Here is a 22,434-nt window from a genome sequence, read left to right as displayed (position 1 = left end):
GGTGCAGTGTCCTTGACCGATTGTTTTAAATTACCCCAAAAGACGGCCCAAGAAGGCAGATTTAATAAAAATTGGTTTTAAAAATAAAAAAGTCAGATGCGTAGTGGCAAATGACTTTTATTTTTATAATGTGCTATTCATTTATTTCTTTTCTTGTAGCTTACTGTAGATATTATGGATGAGCCCGTCCGCTACGGAAATCTTCGGAACAAAGATTCTGTTGATATCTGCCCATGCCATTACACTATTGAAAATCTTTAATGCGTGGGCCAGCACATCAGCTCTGTCTTCTCTCAGATTATGTTTTGTCATTCTTTCATCGACGCTGAGTTCATCAAATTCTTTATATACCTTTTTAAGATGAGCTAAAGACATTGGTTTTCCGTCTTTGGTTTTACTCATTGAAAACACTTTATTGATGTTTCCTCCAGATCCGATAGCAACAATCGGTTTCTTGCTCATTATATTTTTCTTGACCTTCTGCTTCATCTCATACCAGTTGTCCGGAGTAACAAGATTGTTGAGTAACCGGATGGTTCCAATATTGAAAGATTTTTCATACACCATTTTGTCATTTTCATAGAATGTAAGCTCAGTAGAACCACCGCCAACATCGATATATAAATAGGCGAAGTCTTTATCCAGACCTTCGGCCACATGATTTTCATACACCAGGGTAGCTTCTTCATCTCCTGATATAATTTCAATGTTGATGCCTGAAGTTTTTCTAACCTGTTCAATGATATCTTTTCCATTTACAGCATCGCGCATGGCACTTGTCGCACATGCCCTGTAGTGTTCCACTTTATAAATTTTCATCAGGTCACTGAAAATTTTCATTGAATCGATCACCATTTTTTCCCTTTCAGGTCCTATTTCTCCACGGGTAAAGACATCCATACCCAGTCTTAGAGGAATCCGTAAAAGATTAAGCTTTATAAATTCCGGGTGTTTGCCGTTATCTTTTACTTCATTGATTAAAAGTCTTGCTGCATTACTTCCTATATCTATTGCTGCGATCTTCATTTTGTACTCGTTTTAGCTTTTAAATATTTATAAGTTTCAATTTGAGAACGACATTCCTGCTTGTCATTTCTTACATATTCGTTACTCAGTTTTTTATCCAGAATCCTGGCCTTTACATTATCTCTCAATTGTATATCGAGGATGTCCTTCAGCTCTTTTTTCAGTTCTTTATCTGTTATTTTTACTGCCGCTTCAATTCTGTAATCAAGGTTTCTGGTCATCCAGTCTGCTGATGAAATATACATGTCTTCAGCCCCTTTGTTATAAAAATACATGACCCTGGCATGTTCCAGATATTCATCAACAATACTTATACCTTTTATTTTTTCTTTAAATTCTTTTTGATTGACAGCGCAATAAATTCCTCTCACAATTGTTTTTATAACCACTCCTGCTAAAGCCGCATCATATAGTTTTGTAATTAAAGCACGGTCACTTACCGAATTAGCTTTAACAATAATTTCTGCTCTTCTCCCTGCTTTTGCTTCTTCGATCTCTTTATCGATATGATGGACGATCTTTTCACGCATGAATTGTGGGCAGACCATTAAACTTTTACAGGTTTTCAGAACAGCAAGGTAATCTTCCTTAGGTTTTTTAAGGACGTTGAAAACTTTATTGATATCTGCCATAATTCCTCTGTCTGCAGTCATTAATAAATGATCTCCATAAATTCTGGCCGTTTTTTCATTGAAATTCCCTGTACTGATAAATCCGTACTGAATGGTTTTGTTGTGAGCTCTTTTCTTGATAACACAAAGCTTAGCATGAACTTTTTTATCCGGAATTCCAACTAAAACGGTAATACCTTCCGGCTCCAGCATTTCTTTCCATTCAAGATTGGATTCCTCATCGAACCGGGCCTGAAGTTCGAGCATTACCGTAACCTCTTTTCCATTTCGTGCAGCATAGATCAATGCATTGATAATTTTCGAACTGCTTGCCAGTCTGTAAGCTGTAATCTGTATTGATTTTACATCAGGATCCATTGCCGCCTCACGAAGAAGATCAATAACCGGATTATATTTATGGTATGGAAAAGTGAGCAACACATCATTTTTCATGATCACATCAGTTACCCTTTCGCCATGTTCAAAAGCCTGATGGCTAAAAGAAGTTCTTTCCACAGGTCTGGCATAAGCTTCAAAAACATCCGGAAAATCCATGAAATGCTTAAAGTTATGAATTTTTCCACCGGGAATAATGCTGTCTTTTTTAGTGAGATTGAGCTTACGGATTAATAATTCCAGTAAAGCTTTATCCATATCTTTATCGAAAACGAATCTTGTAGGCTTTCCTTTTCTTCTGTTCTTAAGCCCTTTTTCTATTTTTTCTGCAAAATTGGTTTTGATGTCATTATCAAGATCCATTTCAGCATCCTTAGTTACTTTAAATGCATTTGCAGCAAATTCGTCATATCCAAAATAAGAAAAAATATGAGGAAGGTTGAAAGTGATCACATCCTCCAGTAACATTACATTTTTTTCCTTCGGATCTTCAGTAGGGAGCAAAACAAACCTTCCTACAAAGCGTGACGGTATTTCGATGATAGCATAATTACTCTGGTATTGCCAGTCTTTTTTTCTCATGGCAACACCCAGATAAAGACTTTTATCTCTTAAGTATGGCATTGATGTATTTTCATGAAGAAGAATAGGAATGACATTGGATTCTACCACTTCATCAAAATATTTTCTGACAAATTCTTTCTGGAGTACGGTTAAGTTTTTAGCATTCTTGATGAAAATATTCTGATCAGCCATTTCATTCTGGATTTTTTTCCAGGTTTTATCAAAATTTTGCTGTTGTCTGATCACAATTTCATTGATCCTTTGTAAAATTTTCGAAGGTGGCTGGTAGAAGGACTCCGCAATTACTTTCTCCTTAAAATCCATGGCTCGCTTTAATCCGGCAACACGTACTCTGAAAAATTCGTCAAGATTATTGGAAAAAATTCCCAGAAAACGTATTCTTAAATGCAATGGAACATTTTCGTCCATTGCCTCCTGTAAAACCCTTTCATTAAAAGCCAGCCAGGTAATATCCCTCGGATTAAAGTGTATTGACATATTTGTGTGTAAAATTTATCAAAAATAAGGATTAATACATATTGAAAGTGATAAACAAGATTAAACTTTGATTAAGAATGTAATTGTTTTGATCCCTGAGAATATCACATATTTTACTGTAAATAAAAAAGCTGCTTTTACAGCAGCCTTCTATAAAATTATATGTAATAGCAAATTAATGACTCAATACATATTTGATAGCCTTATCAAATATATTACAAAACAAAATGGATTTGCTGTTATCGGAGCAACTTGAGGATCCCTGATAAAAACCATCATCTGATTGGTAATTGATGTACCAGTTAATATCCGAAACAACGATTAAGTTATCAGCAATGATAGAATTAACAGTTCCATCCATATTTTTCATAAAAGGAGTGGAATTGGATGTGTAATTCGTCATTTTTCCGACGGCTAATGTCATATTTATTTGTGTACCGGCTGGTAGCGTACCAAATGCACCTTTATCAGGTCCCACTGTTGTTGATACAATAGAACCAGAATAATTACCATAATTAAAGTAGTCAAATGTCTGTCCTGAAAAGACGGATTTTCCCGGAAAAACCGAACCATTATAATTATCGTTACCAATAAAAAAGAATTTTTTCTTTTCATTGATTTTTTGTTCCAGAGCATTCCTCATTTCCGCATTGATATTTCCGTTGGTTATATAACTGATCCAGATGATATCAGCATTATCAATAGCTGTTTGCAGTCCCTGTGCAGTCCCTGTACTAACATCAAAGGTACTATACGTGAATCCAGATATTTTTACAGTTCCGGACGGTCCGAAGTGGGATGAATTATTGAGTTTAGACCTGGCAACACTTGTATAGGGATCATTTGATAAGTTTGTAGACCAGGCATCAGGAACCAGCGATAGTATTTTTATGGTGCGGATCTGCTGCTCAACCTTGACCGTGAATGTGCATGTTTTCCCTAAAAAATTGATTATGAATGTTGCTGTTCCGGATGTAGTTGGTGTTCCAAAAATATTTAAAGTAATGCTTCCGTTACCATTATTTAATGTTCCGGCCGGAGCGGTAGCGGTAAGTCCTGTAACTCCTGTTGATGCGACGTTTATAGCATCATAAGCCTTTCCATTTCCGTTCGTATAGTTGATTACTTTCATACCATTACTAAGTGTCCCTTGATTATAAGTTCCAGTCAAAGAACCATTGCATTCCAGATTGTCTATTTTACCTGCTATGTTGTTGTTATCACTAAGGCAATTGGACCATCCTGTAGATTTATGCACCTTAACACAGTCCTCAGTAGAATCATACATCATTGTTCCAACAGCAATATTTCCTCCTTGAGGATTGATTATTTTTGTTGTGCTGGTGTTGGTTGGTAGTACAAACCCAAATTCGTTAGTCGTCGGCTTATTGATGTCCAGTGCACCTCTTGGAGTTGTTGTCCCTATACCTACTTGGGAATAAATTGTTTTAAATGCTAAAAGCATTGAAAGTAGAAAAAAATTTCTTTTCATATTTGTATTTATTTATGTTTATAATGAAATATATTCTTACCGGTTATGGTCTAAATTGTTGATATTGATCTTTTTAAATTAGGTGAACCCGATAATATGAATATGGTTTATCAGTGCCCTAAAGAAAAATAGGGTATGAATAATTTTTTATAAAATAAGAAATTTCATTGGTTTTCATCTTGAATGTTTGTGTTGGGTACTCCTATTATCAATATATGTGCCAAAATCCAAATATCATTTTCTTATACGTATGTAGAAACTAGAATGCGATTTTGTATACGACAACTGTTTTTACCATTTGTATTGTGAGAATATGCTGAAAAAGGTTGCCACAATGGGCAACCTTTTTAAAGTCTGGAGATATTTTAAATGTTATTTAATGAGTTAAGACGTATTGTACTGCCTTTTCAAAAATATTACAGAATAATATAGAGTTGTTGTTGTCTGAGCAGCTGCTTGAGCTTCCATAAAAACCGTCTGCTCTTTCATAGTTTGTATACCAATTAATATCTGATACAATTACCAAATTATCACTGCTTACTGCATTAGTTGTTCCATCTGTATTCCGTATAAATGCGGTAGATCCGGAAGGGTAATTCGTTACTTTACCAATAGCTCTGTACATTTTTATAGGAGCTCCGTCGGATAGGTTCCCGAAAATTCCTTTATCAGGTCCGTTTGTCGTTGATATGATATTATTCGAAATGGTTCCGAATCTGAAATAATCAAACGTGTGCCCTGCAAAACTGGTTTTACCCGGAAAATATCCTCCGTTGTAATTATCGTTACCAATAAAGAAGAATTTCTTTTTTTCTCTGATTTTTTTGTCCAGCATTTGTCTTTTTTCCGGAGTAAAATAGCTATTGCTTATGTAGCCTATCCAAATAATATCTGCATTGTCTATTGCATATTCCAGCTCCTGGGCACTGTTAGAGTATATATTAAAGGTGTCGTAGGTAAATCCTGTTACTTTAACTTTTCCTGAAGGGCCAAAGTTAGAAGAATTATTTAATTTGGATCTTGCAATATTTGTATATCTGCCATTGGATAAATTGGAATTCCAGGCATCAGGAATAATTGATAATATTTTTACGTTTCTTACTTGTGGTTGGCCGATATTGATTATAAAAGTACAGGTTTGTCCTGCTATATTTATGGTAAAATTAGCTGTACCACTTCCGGATGGCGTTCCTGAAATATTTAAAGTGATTGACCCGTTTCCATTGGCTAAAGCCCCTACGGGTGCCGAAGCTGTAAGGCCTGTAACTCCTGTTGAAGCTACAGATATTGCGTTATAACTTTGTCCGCTTGCTCCTGTGTAATTAATGGTTTTAGTTCCACTGCTAGGTATAGACTGCGTATAAGTTCCTGTTAGTGTTCCACTACTACAATCCAAAACAAAGCCTTGATTAATGCCTTCACCCAGACACTGAGACCATCCTTTAGATTTATAAACTTTTATACAATCCTCTGTTGAATCATACATAATTGTTCCGATTGCTACCTCTCCACCCAAAGGATTATATATTTTAGAAGTACTTGAATTTGTAGGTAATACCAATCCATGATCATTGGTTGTAGGTTTATTGATATCAAGAGCTCCTCTTGCGTTAGGTGTTCCGATCCCTATTTGTGCAGATGTTATTTCAAACAACAAAATTGAGGATAAAAATAGCATTTTTGTTTTCATATGTGTTTATTTATATGTTATTGTACATTATGTATTGAAGGCTTTTTATAAATAATAATACCCGGCCAGGAGCAAAAGCTGCTAGCTTATATAGTTACTGTTAAAGAATTTAAGAATGGATATAGCAACAAAACACAACTGGAAGACATGGATGTGTTATCTAAAACAGATGTGAAATATCCGTATTCAGTATCTTTTAGACAATAAGTTGAATTGGGAGTGTTATATAGTATTAGAATTTAGGGTAGGCTCATACCATAACAGGAAGTAGTTAATTTCATTTTTCATCGTGTGTGTTTGTGTAAATAGAATATTGGACAAATCCAAGCAATTAATATGCCAGAATGGTCATGCTGGTTAGCTCAATATGGCAAAAAAGTCTTAAACCAGATTATTCATAAATTGTTGATATATAAAGGAATATTTTTGAGTGCTGACTTATGCGATGGCCGGCTGCGTCCATGTTCTCTGATGATGTATGTCAATTTGTCATATATATTTGAATGGTACGAATATTGAGAAATGTACAGTGTAAATCAAATTAAAAATTAGAAAAATAAAAAATATTATGAGTAAAATAATTGGAATTGACTTAGGAACGACCAACTCTTGTGTTGCTGTAATGGAGGGTAAAGACCCTGTTGTTATCCCTAATGCGGAAGGAAAAAGAACAACTCCTTCTATCGTAGCGTTTACAGAAGATGGTGAAAGAAAAGTAGGTGATCCTGCAAAAAGACAGGCTGTAACGAATCCAAAGAAAACTGTATACTCTATTAAAAGATTTATCGGGACTCATTTTAAAGAAGATGCTAAAGAAATCTCAAGAGTACCTTACGAAGTTGTATCCGGACCAAATGATACTGTAAAAGTAAAAATCGACGACAGAGAATATACACCACAGGAAATTTCTGCAATGATTCTTCAGAAAATGAAGAAAACGGCTGAAGATTATCTTGGACAAGAAGTAACAAGAGCGGTAATTACTGTTCCTGCATACTTCAATGATGCACAAAGACAAGCTACTAAGGAAGCGGGTGAAATCGCAGGTTTAAAAGTAGAAAGAATTATCAATGAGCCTACTGCTGCAGCTTTAGCGTACGGTCTTGATAAAAATCACAAAGATCAGAAGATCGCGGTATATGACCTTGGAGGTGGTACTTTCGATATTTCTATCCTTGATTTAGGAGATGGTGTATTCGAAGTATTGTCTACAAACGGTGATACACACTTAGGAGGTGATGATTTCGATGATGTGATCATTAACTGGATGGCTGATGAATTCAAAGCTGAAGAAGGTGTAGACTTGAAAGCAGATGCTATTGCTCTTCAAAGATTGAAAGAAGCTGCAGAAAAAGCAAAAATCGAATTATCTTCTTCTCCACAGACTGAAATCAACTTGCCATATATTACAGCTACAGCTACAGGTCCTAAACACTTAGTGAAGACTTTAACTAAAGCTAAATTCGAGCAGTTATCTGCTGATCTTGTAAGAAGATCTATGGAGCCGGTTGCTAAGGCATTAAAAGATGCAGGTTTATCAACTTCTGATATCGACGAAGTAATCCTGGTAGGTGGTTCTACAAGAATTCCGATCATTCAGGAAGAAGTGGAAAAATTCTTTGGTAAGAAACCATCTAAAGGAGTTAACCCGGATGAGGTTGTAGCTATTGGTGCAGCTATCCAAGGTGGTGTATTAACAGGTGATGTAAAAGATGTATTACTTCTTGACGTTACTCCACTTTCTTTAGGTATTGAAACAATGGGTTCTGTATTCACTAAATTAATTGAAGCGAACACTACGATCCCAACGAAAAAATCTGAAGTATTCTCTACAGCTTCTGACAACCAGCCAGCTGTAAGCATCAGAGTAGGACAAGGTGAAAGACCAATGTTCAATGACAATAAAGAAATCGGTAGATTTGATCTTACAGATATTCCACCTGCACCAAGAGGAGTTCCTCAAATCGAAGTTACTTTCGATATTGATGCCAACGGTATCTTAAGTGTATCTGCTAAAGATAAAGGTACAGGTAAAGAGCAGTCTATCAAAATCCAGGCTTCTTCAGGTCTTTCTGACGAAGAAATCGAAAGAATGAAAAAAGAAGCTCAGGAAAATTCTGCAGCGGATGCGAAAAGAAAAGAAGAAGTTGAGATCTTCAATAAAGCAGACGGATTGATCTTCCAGACTGAAAAGCAATTGAAAGAGTTTGGGGATAAATTATCTGCAGATAAAAAAGCAGCCATAGAAGCTGCAGCAGCAGAACTGAAAACAGCATTTGAAGCTAAAAATTCTGACGATGTAAAAGCTAAAACTGAAGCTTTGGATGCAGCTTGGATGGCAGCTTCAGAAGAAATGTATGCAGCAGGACAACAAGCTCAGGGTGCTGATGCCGGAGCTCAGAATCCTGGCGGAAATGCAGGAGGTGATGATGTACAGGATGCAGACTTCGAAGAAGTGAAATAATAAGTTAAGTATATACTTACCTTTAATAATACAACCGCAGTAAAAGATTTTTTTACTGCGGTTTTTTTTTAATAGAGGAGTTGTCTTTTAAAGAATTTCAACCTCTTCAGGGATCATAAAGAAAATCAGACATCCGTTTTCTGATTTTACAGAGTGTTTAAAGTTAGGAGGCGTATACAAATAATCTCCTTTTTCCAGACGCGCTCCGGCAATAATGGCATCTCCTTCCATAATAAACAATTCTTCTCCTGCCGGATGATTGTGATAAGGGTAGCTTGCTCCCGGTTCAAATTTTAAAAGAATTGTTGTTGATCTGTTCTTTTCAGGATCAAATTTCAGAGATTTAACGAAGATGCCTTCATAGTGAATTCCTTTTTCAATTAAAGGTTGCCATTCTTTTTGTTCTGTTTTTACGATGTAATCGTGAATGTTAGTGTTCATTGTAATTTATTTTTAATTGTTATTGATTCAGAAGATGTTCAATGGTCCACTTGTAATGTGGAAAAGTACTGAGTAAAAATGCTCCGGCACTAAATGCAAATACTGAATAATCCAAAGGCTCTTTAAGTCCAAAAGAAAAAGACATTGCTAAAGCAAATAATAAGGTGAGGAATGATGCAAATAAAGCTGCTTTATGGATTTGGTATCCCACCAATAGTAAAATACCAAGCGACAACTCTGCAATAGTTGATGCTGTTGCAATGAATGGTGCTAATGACCGGGGTAAGAATGAATTGGTTTCTGCGGTATAGTTTATAAAATTTATCCATCCCGAAGACCGGTTTCGCCAAAGTCCCAATCTGCTGGCAGTAGCGGATAAAAATCCGGTAGCAAGGGCTATTCTTAACAGAAAAACAGCTATGTCCTGTCTCGCTTTCATACTCATTATTTTATTGGTTGAATTATAAGTACAAATTTCGCGAATGACGGGTAGCTAAAGAATAGACAATCCTGGGAAAAGCATATAAGATTTAGTTTTTCACTGCCTTTTGATAATCCTTGGGAGATAAGGAAGTATGCTTTTTAAAGAAGTTTGAAAAGTAAAAAGGATCATTGAATCCCAACTGATAAGCGATCTCCTTAACCGTAAGCTTTTCGTAGAGCAATAATCTTTTAGATTCGGAAATAATAAGACTGTAGATGACGTTCAGTGCTGTTTTATTGGTGTGCAATTTAGAGACCTCATTGAGCTTTGCTTCTGTAGTCCCCAGAATATCGGCAAAATAGGATACCGGATAATTCTGCGAAAAATTATGGCGGACATGTTCCAGAAACTTTAAAAATAAAGCATCAGGTTTCCAGATCTCATCACCATTTGCAATTTTACTGCGATTGATTTCTATTAACAATAATTCAACCAATGAATGGGTAGAAATGAGATATTGATAAGGCTTTTCATTAATTTCATCTTCAATCTGTTTAAGTGTTTCTGTAAAGAAGTCCGGACGGTGTATCGTGATCTTTTCATTCATACCGAAATGGCAGAACAGTCCGTTATGGAAAATGAGCTCTACATCGCTGTCGCTTTTACTGAAAAAATCAAGCGTGAATTCAAGAGCCGTTAATTCGCCTTCAACAGATTTTAACTGATGAAATTGTCCTGAGGTAATGGTTACGGTTTGATTGGCTTCCAGAATAAAAAAATGCTCGTCAATCAGAATTTCAGCATGCCCGCTCTTGCACCAGAACAGCGTATACCTAATGACACGCCTAGGTTCAGGGTGTCCCTTTTGATCTGAGTATTTTTTTATATCAATCATTTTGTTTATTCTCTAATGTAAGCAGCATGAGCCCGGAAATGCATTCATCTAAATTACAAAAAAGTTAAAGTAAAAAATAAACGGGAAATAATATTAATAAACCATTGGAATAAAATACCGATGAAATTGATCATGGAACTTGATTATTTGTTTTAAATAAGTATATTTGTTTTTATTTAGAATTAATAAAAATTAAATTTTTTTAAAAAAACTAAAACAGTTTGATTATCAACTATATCTATTGAATTAAACAAAACTATGGAACAACTCAACAAAAGAATCTTAACATTGGACCTGATAAAAGGAATGAGTGTAATAGGGATGATTATCATTCATACCTTGCTCATATTTGCCAATGTGAAATCACAATCAGATACGGCAATTGGAAGTTTTATTGTCTTTTTAGGAAGAGGGACTTCTATTTTTCTGATTTGTATGGGAATCACATTCATGACTTCCAGCCATCAAAGTTTAACAAGTGCCATCAAACGGGGAAGTTTACTTTTATTAGCGGCTTTTTTTATGAATTTTATGAAGTTCATTGTTCCCGTAATTTTAGGTTTTGCTCCTGCACATTTTATCGAAAAATATGGATGGCATGGTCCGATAGAGCAGCAATATCTATATCTGGCACTGCTGGGGGATATCTTGCAACTGGCAGGAATGTCTCTCCTTTTTGTAGGATTTATCAGGAAATATGTGAAGAATAAATATGGTATCCTTGCGATAGGTCTTTTGGTGGCTCTTGTATCAAGAGAAGTAAGCGGTATTCATATTAATTTTCCTGTCGTTAACTATATTCTGGATCTTCTTTTTAATAATAATTTTCCTGCTTATGTGTACTTTCCTGTTTTTCCATGGATGTCTTTTATTATTATCGGGATGTTTTTTGGGAAATGGTTTCAGCAGCTGAATTATAACGGGCCGCAATTGTTTAAAAATATGCTCTACGTCGGGCTTATATTTATTGCCTTAGGTGCTCCTTTGGTTTTTATGTATGGGAATTATCACTACAATGGTTTTTATCATATGGGGCCTGGAGGTGTAATTTATTTTGCAGGATGGACGCTGATATTTCTTTGGGCTATTTTCAGACTGACAAGTAAAGCAAAGGAAAATACATGGATGAAAGTTTTAAAATATTGCAGTAAAAACCTCACCTCCATGTATATGATACAATGGATATTGATTTCATGGGGAAAAGGGATTTTTGGATACAGACAGCATGGAATTGCATTTGTCTCAATCCTGATTCTCTTTTATATACTGCTCACTTTTTTAGTTCAGAACACATTAGACATTGTAAGGAAAAAAGAACCTTTGATTGTCTTCCGACGTATTTCCGTAGATGAAACATTATTAAAATAATAGAGTAAATATGTATAGATACTAGACCGAAAACCAGCAGTTTTTTGATTTTGTATTTTATTATTATAAATTCCTGATAAATTACCTAAATTCGTGTTGTATTAACTTAAAAAAATATTGAAATGAAATATTCTAAAATAATCCTGGTGTTTACTGTACTTTTATTTCAGTTGGGATTTGCGCAGGAAAAAGCAGATGTAGTCCTTAACAAAGCTCTTACAGATGCTAAAAAGGAAAATAAAAATGTACTTCTTGTATTCCATGCGTCATGGTGCCAATGGTGTAAACTGATGGAAAAGAATATGAATCTTCCGGAAACAAAGCCTTTGTTTGATAAAAACTATGTTACGGCCTATGTGGATGTACAGGAAAGAGGAGAAAAGAAAGTTCTTGAAAATCCCGGAGGCGAAGCAATGATGAATCAATATAAAGGTGAGAATGCAGGCCTTCCTTTTTGGTTGGTATTGAATTCTAAAGGTGAGGTTCTTACAGATTCTTTTAATGACAAAGGAGAAAATCTGGGATCCCCAGCAACTCCGGAGGAAGTAGATGCTTTTTTAGCGAAACTTGAAAAAACAACAAAATTGAACAGACAAGAACTTGAAACCATTCAAAAAGTTTTCGTGAAGAAAAAAGATCAATAAAGAGATTGATATCATCCAATAAAAATGCCCCGGAATCGAAAGATTCCGGGGCATTTTGCTATTTATTTTTTACCAAAAAATATCTGATCTTTTTTCTGCTGTTCCAGGTAAATTTCCTGGAAATTAACCGGCATATACTGAAAGATCGCATTCCAGTGTTGTATTTTAGTATGCTTTTTAAAGCTTTCAAATGATCTTACGAAAAGATTTTCGATAATATCTTTAACATAAGTATCCGCATTACGGTAAATTCCTTCCATCAATTTGATATGATGGCCGATAATATTAATCTTGGATTCCCGTAAGAGGTTCTTCAAGTAATTTACCGTGGATTGAATAATACCGGCGAAATTTTTTTGCATTGATAATTGAGTAATTTCACTTCTAAGAGTGGGATAGAAAAATTTTAAATACTCTACAGCTGTCTCTTCATTAATAGTTTGCATTGGCTCGTTCATCATAAATAATATTTTATTTTTCAAACACTTTTATTGCCGCCAAAATTATACCAAACTTATAAGTATGATGCAACAATAAATACTCCGATTATTAAAGCAATATGAGTTGCCAATATTTCGATATTGTGTCTGGAATTCGCTTCTTTCCACTGTTTCCAGTCGAATTGTTTTCTGATTTTTGTCTTCATAGTCATGATAATTGTGTAATGAAATACCTGAAAAATGTAATAAAAAAATAAGGTGGCCGGTTTTTATCAACCGTTTTCCACGGAAAATCTCCTTAAAGTGACAAAAGGATTCTTTTTCTGATGATAAATGCTGTCATTATATGCCATGATTGTAAATCTGCTTGGCATATATTTTTTGCAAATCCCTGGACATGTGGCTAAATATTGCTTTCCGGTATTCTTCATTACAAAGGATAGTGACATTATCGAGGGAATAAATAAAAGTACATTCTATAGCATTCTTAAGTATAGTATCTCCGTTTTTATAGATGTTACTCATCTTTTTTAAACTTTTAAAAAGGAGTGTCCTTTCATTTTGACGAATCATTCGCTTGATATGATCTGTAAAAGTGCTCATGGCATAATAAGAACTTTGTGTTTTGTGCTCATCCAACTCGTACTGTATATCAGGAATAACTTCTGTAATTTCCTGAACGGCCTGTAAGTAATTCATATTTATTTAATAATGGTTTTGTTCTAAAAATCTGATAAATCCTCCGAAAATAAAGAGTACAAGAAATGCTATAAATAGCAAGTGATAGGGCTTCATCCATTTCGGGGTTTTCGGTCCTCTGCTTTTTAATCTTCGCAGCCGGTCTATTCTGTTTAAGGTCTTTAAGTCCATTTTTTATGTTTTGAGAATGGTGATACCAAATGTGTTCCTTTGAAAGTGTTTTTATTTTAATATATTGTAAATCAATCATTTGAGCGAATGTTACTTGTGTTTATGCAGCCAGAAAACCATTCAAAATGATAAGGTTATTATCAGAATGAAATGCTGTCCGGTATTTGATATTATTAATATCTTTGCAATCCATAAAAATCAAAAATGTTTTCAAAAATTATAGTACACAGAGTAGGAAATAAGATCAACGGTGAGTCTTTAACACTTTCCCAGGAAGAGCTGCAGTTGGAAGAAGGGATGGCAGAAATGCTGGAAGATTACTTTCTAGGTTCTTTTAAAACAGAAGAAACGTACCAGTTTTACAGTGATACTTATCTTGTCAATAATCCTGTTTACAGTTCTGTAACAGAAATTTTTGAGGATAAGGCCAAATTTCTATGGGAATCGGAGAATATTGCCAAACACCTTTTTGAAGCTGCTGAAAATCCGAGAGTGCAGGGAGGAGAATTGTTTATTGTTTTCTTTGAAGATGAAAGGGAAGGCGATGAGAAAGTGGATAAAATAGGTATTTTTAAGACTGAAAAAAGAGAATCTTTCTTAAAGATATTTCCTCAGGAAGAAACTTTTGGACTTGAAAAAGATCAGGGTATTGGCTTGTCAAAAATTGATAAGGCAGCTTTGATCTATAATAATAACAAAGAAAGCGGATATGTTTTATCTGTAGTGGATAATAACAAGAACGGTGATATGTATTACTGGTTTGAGGATTTTCTTAAAGTAAAGCAGCGTGATGATGAGTATTTCCATACTCAGGAAGCTTTAATGGTGTACAAGGACTATATTACCAAGCAGCTTCCGCAGGAATTTGAGGTTTCTAAAGCGGATCAGGCTGACTTTTTGAATAAATCCATCAATTTCTTTAAAGAAAAAGAAGAGTTTAAGCTTGATGATTTTGCGAGTGAGGTACTTGGTGATGAACACGTGATTGAGAGTTTTGTTAACTTTAAAACAGATTACGAACAGGATATGCAGATCAATATTGCTGAAGAATTTCCGATCAGTGAAGCGGCTGTAAAAAAGACACAACGCCATTTTAAAAGCATTATCAAATTAGATAAAAATTTTCATATCTACATTCATGGTGACCGGAAGATGCTGGAACAGGGACAGGATGAAAAAGGAAAGTATTATATGCTGTACTTTGATAAGGAAGTCTAAGGAAGTTAAAACATAAGGTGTAAAAGGGCAAAAGGGTAGAATAACGAAAAAGAAAATTCACCTTTTTGTCCTTTTGCTTTTTTTATTTACTTTTTTCTGAAAAATAAAGCCCTGCTGTATTCATAGTTCATACGCGCAATATTAAGAACTGATATTCCCTGAGGGCATTCCACTTCACAAGCTTCTGTATTGGAGCAATGACCGAATAATTCTTTATCCATCTGCTGAACCATTTTAATCACCCGTTCGCTCCTTTCTTCTTTTCCCTGGGGAAGAAGTACCATATGGCTTATTTTTGCAGAGGTAAACAATGCTGCACTCGCATTTTTACAAGTGGCTACACAAGCTCCGCATCCGATACAGGCCGCGGAATCAAAAGCTTCTTCGGCAATCTGGTGAGTAACTGCAATGGCCGTGGCATCCGGAGCCTGTCCCGTATTCACGGAAACAAAACCTCCCGAAGAAATAATTCTGTCAAAAGCCGAGCGGTCAACTTTTAGATCTCTTTTTACCGGAAATGCTTCCGCCCGGAAAGGTTCTATAACAATAGTTTCTCTGTCTTTAAAAGAACGCAGGTGGAGCTGGCATGTGGTCGTGTTTTCTAAGGGACCGTGTGCCAAGCCATTGATCATGATTCCACATTGTCCGCAAATACCTTCACGACAGTCATGATCGAATTCTACCGGTTCTTCTCCTTCTACGATCAGCTTTTCATTAAGTGTATCGAGCATTTCGAGAAAAGACATGTGGGAATTGAGATCTTTTAAATCATAATTTACGAGCTTTCCTTCCGTGCTTCTGTCTTTCTGTCTCCATATTTTAAGATGTAAATCCATAATTTCTTTTTTTATTTATAACTTCTTACAGTGGGTTGTATTTCTTCAAATACAAGCGGTTCTTTAATTAATTCAGGTTCCTGATTTTCACCTTTCCATGCCCAGGCAGAAATAAACTGAAATTCAGAATCATTTCTCAGGGCTTCTCCATCGGGAGTCTGATATTCTTCACGGAAATGGGCTCCACAAGATTCGTTTCGGGTGAGGGCATCGTAGCACATCAGTTCACCGATTTCAAAATAATCTGCAACACGTCCGGCTTTTTCCAATTCTGTATTCATGTGGTTTTCATCACCGGAAACTCTTACGTTTTTATAAAATTCTGCTTTCAGTTTTTTTATTTCTTCAATGGCATATTTCAGGCCTGCTTCATTTCTTGCTAACCCACAATAATCATAAAGCAGCTTGCCCAGGGTTTTATGATAGTAATCAACGGTTTTGTTCCCTTTGATATTGATAAGGTGTTCAATCTGTTGCTTAACGGCATTTTCCGCATTCTCAAATGCCAGGTTATCGGTTGATATTTTTCCGGTATGGATTTCATTGGAAAGATAATTTGCGATCGTATACGGAGCAATGAAATAGCCATCTACGGAAGCCTGAAGAAGGGAATTGGCCCCCAGTCTGTTGGCTCCATGATCTGCAAAATTGGCTTCTCCCAGAGCAAACAGCCCCGGAATGGTTGTCATGAGCTCATAATCTACCCATAATCCGCCCATAGAAAAGTGGGCAGAAGGAGAGATCATCATGGGTTCTTTATAAGCATCATATCCTGTTATTTTTAAATACATATCGAACAGGTTTCCATATTTTTCCTTAATTTTTTCTTTGCCCTGTTCCTTAATTGCTTTGGAAAAATCAAGATATACTGCATTTTTAAGAGGTCCGATACCGAATCCGGCATCAATTCTTTCTTTAGCAGCCCGGGAGGAAATATCCCTTGGTGCCAGATTGCCAAAAGCAGGGTACCGCCTTTCCAGATAATAATCCCGTTCATTCTCAGGAATATCATTTGGAGATCTGGTTTCATTATCTTTTAAAGGAACCCATATCCTTCCATCATTCCGGAGAGATTCGGACATCAGGGTCAGCTTGGATTGATAATCTCCGGATTGGGGCAATGATGTCGGGTGAACCTGTATCCAACTTGGTGAAGCCATTAAAGCTCCTTTTTTATGGGCTCTCCAGATTGCTGAGCCATTACATCCCATGGCCAATGTGGAGAGGTAATAAATTTTACCATATCCGCCGGTGGCTAATACAACAGCATGAGCAGAATGCCGTTCAATCTCGCCGGTATCCAAATTTCTTACAATAACTCCTCTTGCCTTGCCATCAATGAGCACAAGATCCAGCATTTCATGTCTGGAAAACAATTGTACGGTATTTTTACCCACCTGCCTCATTAATGCCTGATATGCTCCCAGAAGCAATTGCTGACCAGTTTGACCTCTGGCATAGAATGTTCTGCTTACCTGGACTCCGCCAAAAGACCGGTTGTTGAGGTAGCCTCCGTACTCCCTGCCAAAAGGAACTCCCTGCGCTACTGCCTGATCAATAAGGTTTAACGAACATTCAGCCATGCGGTATACATTGGCCTCACGAGCTCTGAAATCTCCTCCTTTGAGGGTATCCACAAACATTCTGTACACGCTGTCTCCATCATTTTTATAATTTTTAGCAGCATTTACTCCTCCCTGAGCTGCTACGGAGTGGGCTCTTCTCGGACTGTCCTGAAAACAGAATGATTTTACATTATAGCCCATTTCTCCAAGAGATGCAGCTATGGAACTTCCTGCCAGTCCTGTTCCGACTACGATAACATCCAGCTTTTTACGGTTTGCAGGATTAACGAGTTTTGCCGTTTTTTTATATTGAGCCCATTTTTGTTCTAATGGTCCCTGGGGTATTTTAGAATCTAACTTCATCGGTTTTATTTTTAATTAGCGGTAAAGAAAACATAAACAGGCATGAGCGCAAATCCGACACTGATTATGACTGAATAAGCAATTCCTATGGTCTTAAACCATTTTACAAACTTCGGATGATAAAGTCCCAGTGTTCTTACTGCGCTATAGATCCCATGGATAAGATGATAGCATAGGGCAGCCATGGAAATTACATAAATGATCACATACCACCATTCTTTAAATACCGTCACCACAAGTATATAAAGATCCTTATTCCCGTTATTGTCTAATGGCGGACTACCGAATTTATATACATACCAGAAGTTCTGAAAATGGATCACCAGAAAGATCAGTAATAAAGTTCCTAATATTCCCATATTCCTGGAATACCACTTGCTTGCTCTTCCGCGTCTGTCGGCAGAATAACGTCCACCCGATTTTTTGTTTTTTAAAGTGATGATTAAACCATCTACTGCGTGAAGAATAATACTTGCGTACAGGACATAAGAAACGATTTTGATTACAATATTACCCGAAAGGAAGTGAGAATAGGCATTGAATTGCAAATGTGCCTGCTCCTGCGGCAGGAACAGCTGAAGATTTCCCAGGAAATGGATCAGCAAGAAAAAACTCAGAAACAATCCTGTGAGGCACATCAGCATTTTTCTTGACAAGGTAGACAGCATAATTTTTGTTTTTTTATTTTTAATAATATCCCAATACTTTCATCCATAAGCCACCTACTACCATGTAGATAATAAGAAGTACGATTCCTATTTCCAAACCGCGAAGCCACCAGGCTTTCAGCTCTACATAGCCGCTTCCGAAAAATACCGGAGCAGGACCGTGGCCATAATGCGTAAGTACCCCATAAATAGAACCCAGAAAACCGAGCATCATGGCCAGTAACATTGGTGGTATCCCCACGGCAACACCTACACCTAACAATGCGGCGTACATGGCAGCGACATGGGCAGTAGCACTGGCGAAAATATAATGGCTGAAAAAGTATACAACAATAATTACAGGAAAGGCCACCTGCCAGCTCAGTCCACCGATTTTCACTTTGATCAGGTCACTGAACCATCCGATAAAGCCGAGTTCATTCAGTGAGCTTGCCATCATAACCAGTACGGCAAACCATACGATGGTATCCCAGGCTCCTTTCTCTGACTTTACATCTTCCCATGTCAGGACAGAAGTCAGAAGCAGTAAGGTTAATCCTATAAAAGCGGTTGTAGTAGCATCAATTGAAAGTGCTCCGCCAAATATCCAGAGTGCCAGTAAAATGAAGAATGCCAATAGCATCAGCCATTCGTTCCTTGAAATAGGCCCCATGTCTTTAAGCTTTTGAGCAGCCATTTTAGGAGCGTCACCTGTTTTTTTCAATTCCGGTGGATACAATTTATAGAGTACTAACGGAACTGCAAAAAAGGCAACCAAACCAGGCAGGAAACCAGCAGCAGCCCATGACATCCAAGTGATGTTGATGCCCAGATTGGCTGCAAATTTCTGACACATCGGATTACTGGCGGTTCCTGTTAAGAACATAGAGGAAGCGATCAGGTTCATATAATAGCTGTTCAGCGTTAAGAATGCCCCTAGCTTTCTGTGGGTTTCCGGTTTTTCCGGAACAGAATCAAAACTGATAGCCATGGATTTCATAATAGGGTAGATGATACCTCCTCCCCGTGCGGTATTACTAGGGATAGCGGGAGCCAGGCAGACATCCGCTAATCCCAGACCATAAGCCAGCCCAAGGGAACTTTTACCGAAAATCCTTATGAATAAAAAAGCAATACGATTTCCCAGGCCGGTTTTTATAAATCCCCGTGCAATAAAAAATGAGATCCCAATCAGCCATATCACTTTATCTCCAAAGCCGGAGAGTGCTTTAGTGATTGATTTTCCCGCATCACCCGGTGCAATTACCTGGGTTAGTGCAGTGAATCCGATAGCCATCATACACATGGTTCCCATAGGAGCTGCTTTTAGAATGATTCCTAAAATTGTTGCCGCGAAAATGGCAAAAAGGTGCCACGCATCTGCGGTAACACCATCGGGCTCAGGAATAAACCAGATGATAAGGGCAACAGCAAAAGTTATTGCGACATTCTTGATATTTATTTCTTTCATAGTAGTAATGTGTTAATGATTAAAATCTACTTTGCACCTGAACGATGAATAGATTATTATTGTATTGTGAGGTATTTTCAATCTGTTTTTTATATCTGTCGAACTGTACACCCAATTGAATTCTTGCGCCATAGTTTTTAAGAAACTCTAAACCGAACATCGGAGTGATCGTTTGCCGGGGATTGGAGTTCATCCTGAAATTGGTGTCCAGGTATTCATACCGGCAGGATAATTCGAAGGCGCTGAGGTTTCTATGGTTGATTTCATATCTTAAGTTTGGTAAAAAATAAATGCCACGAATCAGATAATTGTCCGGATTGTCGGGCCTTTGTTCGGCTGCTATTGAATTATACAAAACATGATTTGTTGCCTGTTTCGCCTCCAACTGCATATCGAGGCTCCATTTAGGATCAAAAGTAACCAATGAGCTGAGGTCCACTCCAAGGGCGTAAACCTTTTTACCAAAGACTTCACCTATGCCGCCATTTAAACCAACGTTAAAATTGTATTTTTTTAAAAGCCCGAATACCAGGCGGGTTGAATATTGTTTTCCGTTGTCGTTATCATTAACCTGATTCTTTCCATTACCATTAACTACAGAAACCGCATATTGGAAAGGTATTTCTCCCAGCTCAAGCTGCCCGGTAGCAGACATCCCTATCTGGAAACTTGTCCATCCCAATTTTCCGAATTCAGTGTACTGATTGGACCAGTCCAAAGACTTGATGATGTCTATAGGGTAAGTTTCTTCAATCCCGAACCACGGACGGAATTGCCCGACAGTGATGGCAAGTTTAGGATTGAAGGTGTATTTCAAATAAGCATTTTCGAGAACCCTGCTTTTGGGATCATTTTTGAAATCTGCCAGATTAGCCAATACGACCACTTCAGTGCGTTTGCTGATCTGTGCTCTTACCTGTACCCTCATGTATTTGAGCATGAAATTATTATCAGTTCCGGATCCGTCTTCATGATGAAGTCCGTTTACATCAACATCTTTGGTCATACCAACAAGATATCTCGCCTGAAAAAGCCCTTTGATCTGTAGCTGAGGATATTTTATATTATCTTCTTCCGGTTGGGTCTGTGCAGAGTCTTTCACCTGCCCGCTTACTGATATCGAGAAGACAATCAGGCAAAGTAATTGCATTCTTTTTTTTAGTGAAAAAAAGGTCATAGTGCTTTATATTGAGTTTAAAGATTGAAAAGGATCTAAAGTCCCAGGAATTTAAAAGGCTTGCTTTCTACAAAGTCTTTATTGGTTTTTCCGTTGTAGGTTTTAAAATTATCAAGGTTTAATTTTAATATTTTTCCTTTGGGGCTGAAATCAAATTCTTTAAGATCTACCCAAAAGGTATTGGGAGTGAATACGGTTTCGAAGTAGTAAACCAGATTTTTATGGTCGGAGACAGAACGCCATCTTGTTGAAGAGATATTAGGTTCTGTTTCTGAACTTATACCGTATGGTACCGAACAATTTCTGATCACACTGAAAACACTTGCTACCGCAGAGCGGGTATCAGAAGTTTTCGGAATCGCATCGATATAATAAGAAGCTCTTACAAAACGGTCTGCTGCACGATTGGTTCCGGGAAGCATAATAGTACCCGGGATTCCTTTCCAGTAATTATTTAAAGCGAGTTGCTGATCAAAAACAGGGGAGTTTGTCATTACAGTGTAAGACGGATCGTGATGGATAACCAGTTTTCCGTCGATGTATTCTAAAACAGCATTATCCCCGGAAGCATCTGATAAAGATAAATGAAGGGTGGTAAATCGTTCAGTTCCCGGGATATAATCACTTACAACAACGAACGGTTCTTTTTTCATATAATCGACAGCCTCTTTTACATTTTCAAAATTATCAAGGAAATATTGGGCCCACATCGAAATCGAAATGCCTTTCTCACGTCCCTTGGGATTAAATTTCGGATATTGGCTTTCACCCAGCCATAGTACATTGGCAACAAGTCCTTTTTCGTTCATTCCGTCAGCGGTTGCAATATCCCATGCTGTGCTGATAAGGCTGCCATATTTAGAGGTCCATTTAACGGATTTTGCACCAACTTCGCCGTCACGTTGTATTCCTCGCGGGAGTACCCATAAATTTACTGCAATTTCATCACGCCAGTCCATAGACCGGGCAGTGATAACTGTGTTATCAGGACCTTTATAAACAACTCTTGTACAAGCTTCGGAATAATTAATGAGTCCAGGTAGAAAAAAGGAAATAAGAGGGATTATAAATAATTTTTTCATACTGATGTATTTGAGTGTTAGGTAAATAAATAATATATTTCTTTTAAAAATATTTGATTATTTATTTATGTTTTCATGTTTTGGTGATATAAAACTAGTGAATTTTACTTAATTATTAGAATTATTTTAATTTAATATTAGTTTGATGTTAATAATCATTTTCCTTTAATTTTATGAAAAAAATTGTGATTTTCTTAACAAAATTTATTATATTAATAACAATGGATTGTATTCTAATGTGCTGTTATTTAA

At 36.7% G+C, this 22,434-nt stretch carries 21 protein-coding genes; 4 read left to right on the top strand and 17 right to left on the bottom strand.

The window, feature by feature from the left end; all coding sequences use genetic code 11:
• Positions 1-141: 141 nt before the first annotated feature.
• The 4 genes from AC0INN_RS15025 to AC0INN_RS15010 all read right to left on the bottom strand — a co-directional run bounded on the left by AC0INN_RS15025 (position 142) and on the right by AC0INN_RS15010 (position 6,277).
• Complete coding sequence (locus tag AC0INN_RS15025) at positions 142-1,026, bottom strand: Ppx/GppA phosphatase family protein (protein ID WP_306613901.1); 885 nt, start codon at positions 1,024-1,026, stop codon at positions 142-144.
• Complete coding sequence (ppk1, locus tag AC0INN_RS15020; RefSeq protein ID WP_172279887.1) at positions 1,023-3,095, bottom strand: polyphosphate kinase 1; 2,073 nt, start codon at positions 3,093-3,095, stop codon at positions 1,023-1,025. The genes AC0INN_RS15025 and ppk1 overlap by 4 nt, the downstream gene beginning before the upstream one ends.
• A gap of 175 nt (positions 3,096-3,270) precedes the next feature.
• A complete protein-coding gene (locus AC0INN_RS15015) occupies positions 3,271-4,587 on the bottom strand; it encodes a hypothetical protein (RefSeq protein ID WP_273648981.1) in 1,317 nt (438 codons plus the stop codon).
• Positions 4,588-4,963: 376 nt separating this feature from the next.
• Positions 4,964-6,277, bottom strand: coding sequence for a hypothetical protein (locus AC0INN_RS15010; RefSeq protein ID WP_306613898.1), 1,314 nt, complete (start codon positions 6,275-6,277; stop codon positions 4,964-4,966).
• A gap of 568 nt (positions 6,278-6,845) precedes the next feature.
• Here AC0INN_RS15010 and dnaK point away from each other — a divergent pair.
• Positions 6,846-8,741: a molecular chaperone DnaK gene (gene dnaK / locus AC0INN_RS15005; protein WP_172279883.1), complete on the top strand. Its 1,896-nt coding sequence runs from the start codon at positions 6,846-6,848 to the stop codon at positions 8,739-8,741.
• A gap of 87 nt (positions 8,742-8,828) precedes the next feature.
• Here dnaK and AC0INN_RS15000 read toward each other — a convergent pair whose 3' ends face one another.
• From AC0INN_RS15000 to AC0INN_RS14990, 3 genes are all read right to left on the bottom strand, one after another.
• A complete protein-coding gene (locus tag AC0INN_RS15000; protein WP_273648846.1) occupies positions 8,829-9,182 on the bottom strand; it encodes a cupin domain-containing protein in 354 nt (117 codons plus the stop codon).
• A gap of 19 nt (positions 9,183-9,201) precedes the next feature.
• Positions 9,202-9,621 (bottom strand): DoxX family membrane protein, encoded by a 420-nt coding sequence (locus tag AC0INN_RS14995; protein WP_306613895.1) that lies wholly within the window; start codon positions 9,619-9,621, stop codon positions 9,202-9,204.
• Between the two features lie 91 nt (positions 9,622-9,712).
• Entirely contained in the window at positions 9,713-10,501 is a 789-nt protein-coding gene (locus tag AC0INN_RS14990) for a helix-turn-helix domain-containing protein (RefSeq protein WP_306613894.1), read from the bottom strand.
• A gap of 258 nt (positions 10,502-10,759) precedes the next feature.
• Here AC0INN_RS14990 and AC0INN_RS14985 point away from each other — a divergent pair, with 258 nt between their 5' ends.
• Complete coding sequence (locus AC0INN_RS14985) at positions 10,760-11,869, top strand: heparan-alpha-glucosaminide N-acetyltransferase domain-containing protein (RefSeq protein ID WP_306613892.1); 1,110 nt, start codon at positions 10,760-10,762, stop codon at positions 11,867-11,869.
• 122 nt (positions 11,870-11,991) lie between these two features.
• Positions 11,992-12,513: a thioredoxin family protein gene (locus AC0INN_RS14980; RefSeq protein ID WP_306613890.1), complete on the top strand. Its 522-nt coding sequence runs from the start codon at positions 11,992-11,994 to the stop codon at positions 12,511-12,513.
• 62 nt (positions 12,514-12,575) lie between these two features.
• On the opposite strand, the gene AC0INN_RS14975 is transcribed toward AC0INN_RS14980, so the two are convergent.
• The 4 genes from AC0INN_RS14975 to AC0INN_RS14960 all read right to left on the bottom strand — a co-directional run bounded on the left by AC0INN_RS14975 (position 12,576) and on the right by AC0INN_RS14960 (position 13,823).
• On the bottom strand, positions 12,576-12,974 hold the full coding sequence (locus AC0INN_RS14975; RefSeq protein ID WP_172279876.1) for a DUF7674 family protein: 399 nt from the start codon (positions 12,972-12,974) through the stop codon (positions 12,576-12,578).
• A 53-nt stretch (positions 12,975-13,027) separates the two neighbouring features.
• Complete coding sequence (locus tag AC0INN_RS14970) at positions 13,028-13,159, bottom strand: hypothetical protein (protein WP_262888816.1); 132 nt, start codon at positions 13,157-13,159, stop codon at positions 13,028-13,030.
• Between the two features lie 136 nt (positions 13,160-13,295).
• Positions 13,296-13,652 (bottom strand): DUF7674 family protein, encoded by a 357-nt coding sequence (locus tag AC0INN_RS14965; protein ID WP_306613888.1) that lies wholly within the window; start codon positions 13,650-13,652, stop codon positions 13,296-13,298.
• A 6-nt stretch (positions 13,653-13,658) separates the two neighbouring features.
• Positions 13,659-13,823 carry a hypothetical protein gene (locus AC0INN_RS14960; protein ID WP_306613886.1) on the bottom strand — a complete coding sequence of 55 codons (165 nt, stop codon included), beginning with the start codon at positions 13,821-13,823 and terminating at the stop codon, positions 13,659-13,661.
• A gap of 204 nt (positions 13,824-14,027) precedes the next feature.
• Here AC0INN_RS14960 and AC0INN_RS14955 point away from each other — a divergent pair, with 204 nt between their 5' ends.
• Positions 14,028-15,041, top strand: coding sequence for a nucleoid-associated protein (locus tag AC0INN_RS14955; RefSeq protein ID WP_172279874.1), 1,014 nt, complete (start codon positions 14,028-14,030; stop codon positions 15,039-15,041).
• A gap of 86 nt (positions 15,042-15,127) precedes the next feature.
• Here AC0INN_RS14955 and AC0INN_RS14950 read toward each other — a convergent pair whose 3' ends face one another.
• From AC0INN_RS14950 to AC0INN_RS14925, 6 genes are all read right to left on the bottom strand, one after another.
• Positions 15,128-15,877, bottom strand: coding sequence for a succinate dehydrogenase/fumarate reductase iron-sulfur subunit (locus AC0INN_RS14950; protein ID WP_306613884.1), 750 nt, complete (start codon positions 15,875-15,877; stop codon positions 15,128-15,130).
• An 11-nt stretch (positions 15,878-15,888) separates the two neighbouring features.
• Positions 15,889-17,805: a fumarate reductase/succinate dehydrogenase flavoprotein subunit gene (locus AC0INN_RS14945; protein ID WP_306613882.1), complete on the bottom strand. Its 1,917-nt coding sequence runs from the start codon at positions 17,803-17,805 to the stop codon at positions 15,889-15,891.
• Between the two features lie 11 nt (positions 17,806-17,816).
• Positions 17,817-18,473, bottom strand: a complete 657-nt coding sequence (locus AC0INN_RS14940; RefSeq protein WP_273648831.1) for a succinate dehydrogenase cytochrome b subunit — start codon at positions 18,471-18,473, stop codon at positions 17,817-17,819.
• A 19-nt stretch (positions 18,474-18,492) separates the two neighbouring features.
• Positions 18,493-19,923 (bottom strand): anion permease, encoded by a 1,431-nt coding sequence (locus tag AC0INN_RS14935; protein ID WP_306613880.1) that lies wholly within the window; start codon positions 19,921-19,923, stop codon positions 18,493-18,495.
• 19 nt (positions 19,924-19,942) lie between these two features.
• Complete coding sequence (locus AC0INN_RS14930) at positions 19,943-21,073, bottom strand: porin (protein ID WP_273648828.1); 1,131 nt, start codon at positions 21,071-21,073, stop codon at positions 19,943-19,945.
• A gap of 62 nt (positions 21,074-21,135) precedes the next feature.
• Positions 21,136-22,182 (bottom strand): linear amide C-N hydrolase, encoded by a 1,047-nt coding sequence (locus AC0INN_RS14925; protein ID WP_273648826.1) that lies wholly within the window; start codon positions 22,180-22,182, stop codon positions 21,136-21,138.
• Between the last annotated feature and the right edge of the window lie 252 nt (positions 22,183-22,434).

The organism is Chryseobacterium subflavum (assembly GCF_055762745.1).
Note: the sequence above shows the minus strand (reverse complement) of the source record. Positions and strands in the feature narration are given on the sequence as shown.

Coding starts and splice junctions, on each gene's coding strand:
- ppk1 (WP_172279887.1), bottom strand. CDS start 3,095: ATGTCAATACACTTTAATCCGAGGGATATTACCTGGCTGGCTTTTAAT.
- AC0INN_RS14940 (WP_273648831.1), bottom strand. CDS start 18,473: ATGCTGTCTACCTTGTCAAGAAAAATGCTGATGTGCCTCACAGGATTG.
- AC0INN_RS14955 (WP_172279874.1), top strand. CDS start 14,028: ATGTTTTCAAAAATTATAGTACACAGAGTAGGAAATAAGATCAACGGT.
- AC0INN_RS14945 (WP_306613882.1), bottom strand. CDS start 17,805: ATGAAGTTAGATTCTAAAATACCCCAGGGACCATTAGAACAAAAATGG.
- AC0INN_RS14965 (WP_306613888.1), bottom strand. CDS start 13,652: ATGAATTACTTACAGGCCGTTCAGGAAATTACAGAAGTTATTCCTGAT.
- AC0INN_RS14990 (WP_306613894.1), bottom strand. CDS start 10,501: ATGATTGATATAAAAAAATACTCAGATCAAAAGGGACACCCTGAACCT.
- AC0INN_RS14935 (WP_306613880.1), bottom strand. CDS start 19,923: ATGAAAGAAATAAATATCAAGAATGTCGCAATAACTTTTGCTGTTGCC.
- AC0INN_RS14960 (WP_306613886.1), bottom strand. CDS start 13,823: ATGGACTTAAAGACCTTAAACAGAATAGACCGGCTGCGAAGATTAAAA.
- AC0INN_RS14975 (WP_172279876.1), bottom strand. CDS start 12,974: ATGATGAACGAGCCAATGCAAACTATTAATGAAGAGACAGCTGTAGAG.
- AC0INN_RS14950 (WP_306613884.1), bottom strand. CDS start 15,877: ATGGATTTACATCTTAAAATATGGAGACAGAAAGACAGAAGCACGGAA.
- AC0INN_RS14970 (WP_262888816.1), bottom strand. CDS start 13,159: ATGAAGACAAAAATCAGAAAACAATTCGACTGGAAACAGTGGAAAGAA.
- AC0INN_RS15000 (WP_273648846.1), bottom strand. CDS start 9,182: ATGAACACTAACATTCACGATTACATCGTAAAAACAGAACAAAAAGAA.
- AC0INN_RS14930 (WP_273648828.1), bottom strand. CDS start 21,073: ATGCAATTACTTTGCCTGATTGTCTTCTCGATATCAGTAAGCGGGCAG.
- AC0INN_RS15010 (WP_306613898.1), bottom strand. CDS start 6,277: ATGAAAACAAAAATGCTATTTTTATCCTCAATTTTGTTGTTTGAAATA.
- dnaK (WP_172279883.1), top strand. CDS start 6,846: ATGAGTAAAATAATTGGAATTGACTTAGGAACGACCAACTCTTGTGTT.
- AC0INN_RS14985 (WP_306613892.1), top strand. CDS start 10,760: ATGGAACAACTCAACAAAAGAATCTTAACATTGGACCTGATAAAAGGA.
- AC0INN_RS14925 (WP_273648826.1), bottom strand. CDS start 22,182: ATGAAAAAATTATTTATAATCCCTCTTATTTCCTTTTTTCTACCTGGA.
- AC0INN_RS15025 (WP_306613901.1), bottom strand. CDS start 1,026: ATGAAGATCGCAGCAATAGATATAGGAAGTAATGCAGCAAGACTTTTA.
- AC0INN_RS15015 (WP_273648981.1), bottom strand. CDS start 4,587: ATGAAAAGAAATTTTTTTCTACTTTCAATGCTTTTAGCATTTAAAACA.
- AC0INN_RS14995 (WP_306613895.1), bottom strand. CDS start 9,621: ATGAAAGCGAGACAGGACATAGCTGTTTTTCTGTTAAGAATAGCCCTT.
- AC0INN_RS14980 (WP_306613890.1), top strand. CDS start 11,992: ATGAAATATTCTAAAATAATCCTGGTGTTTACTGTACTTTTATTTCAG.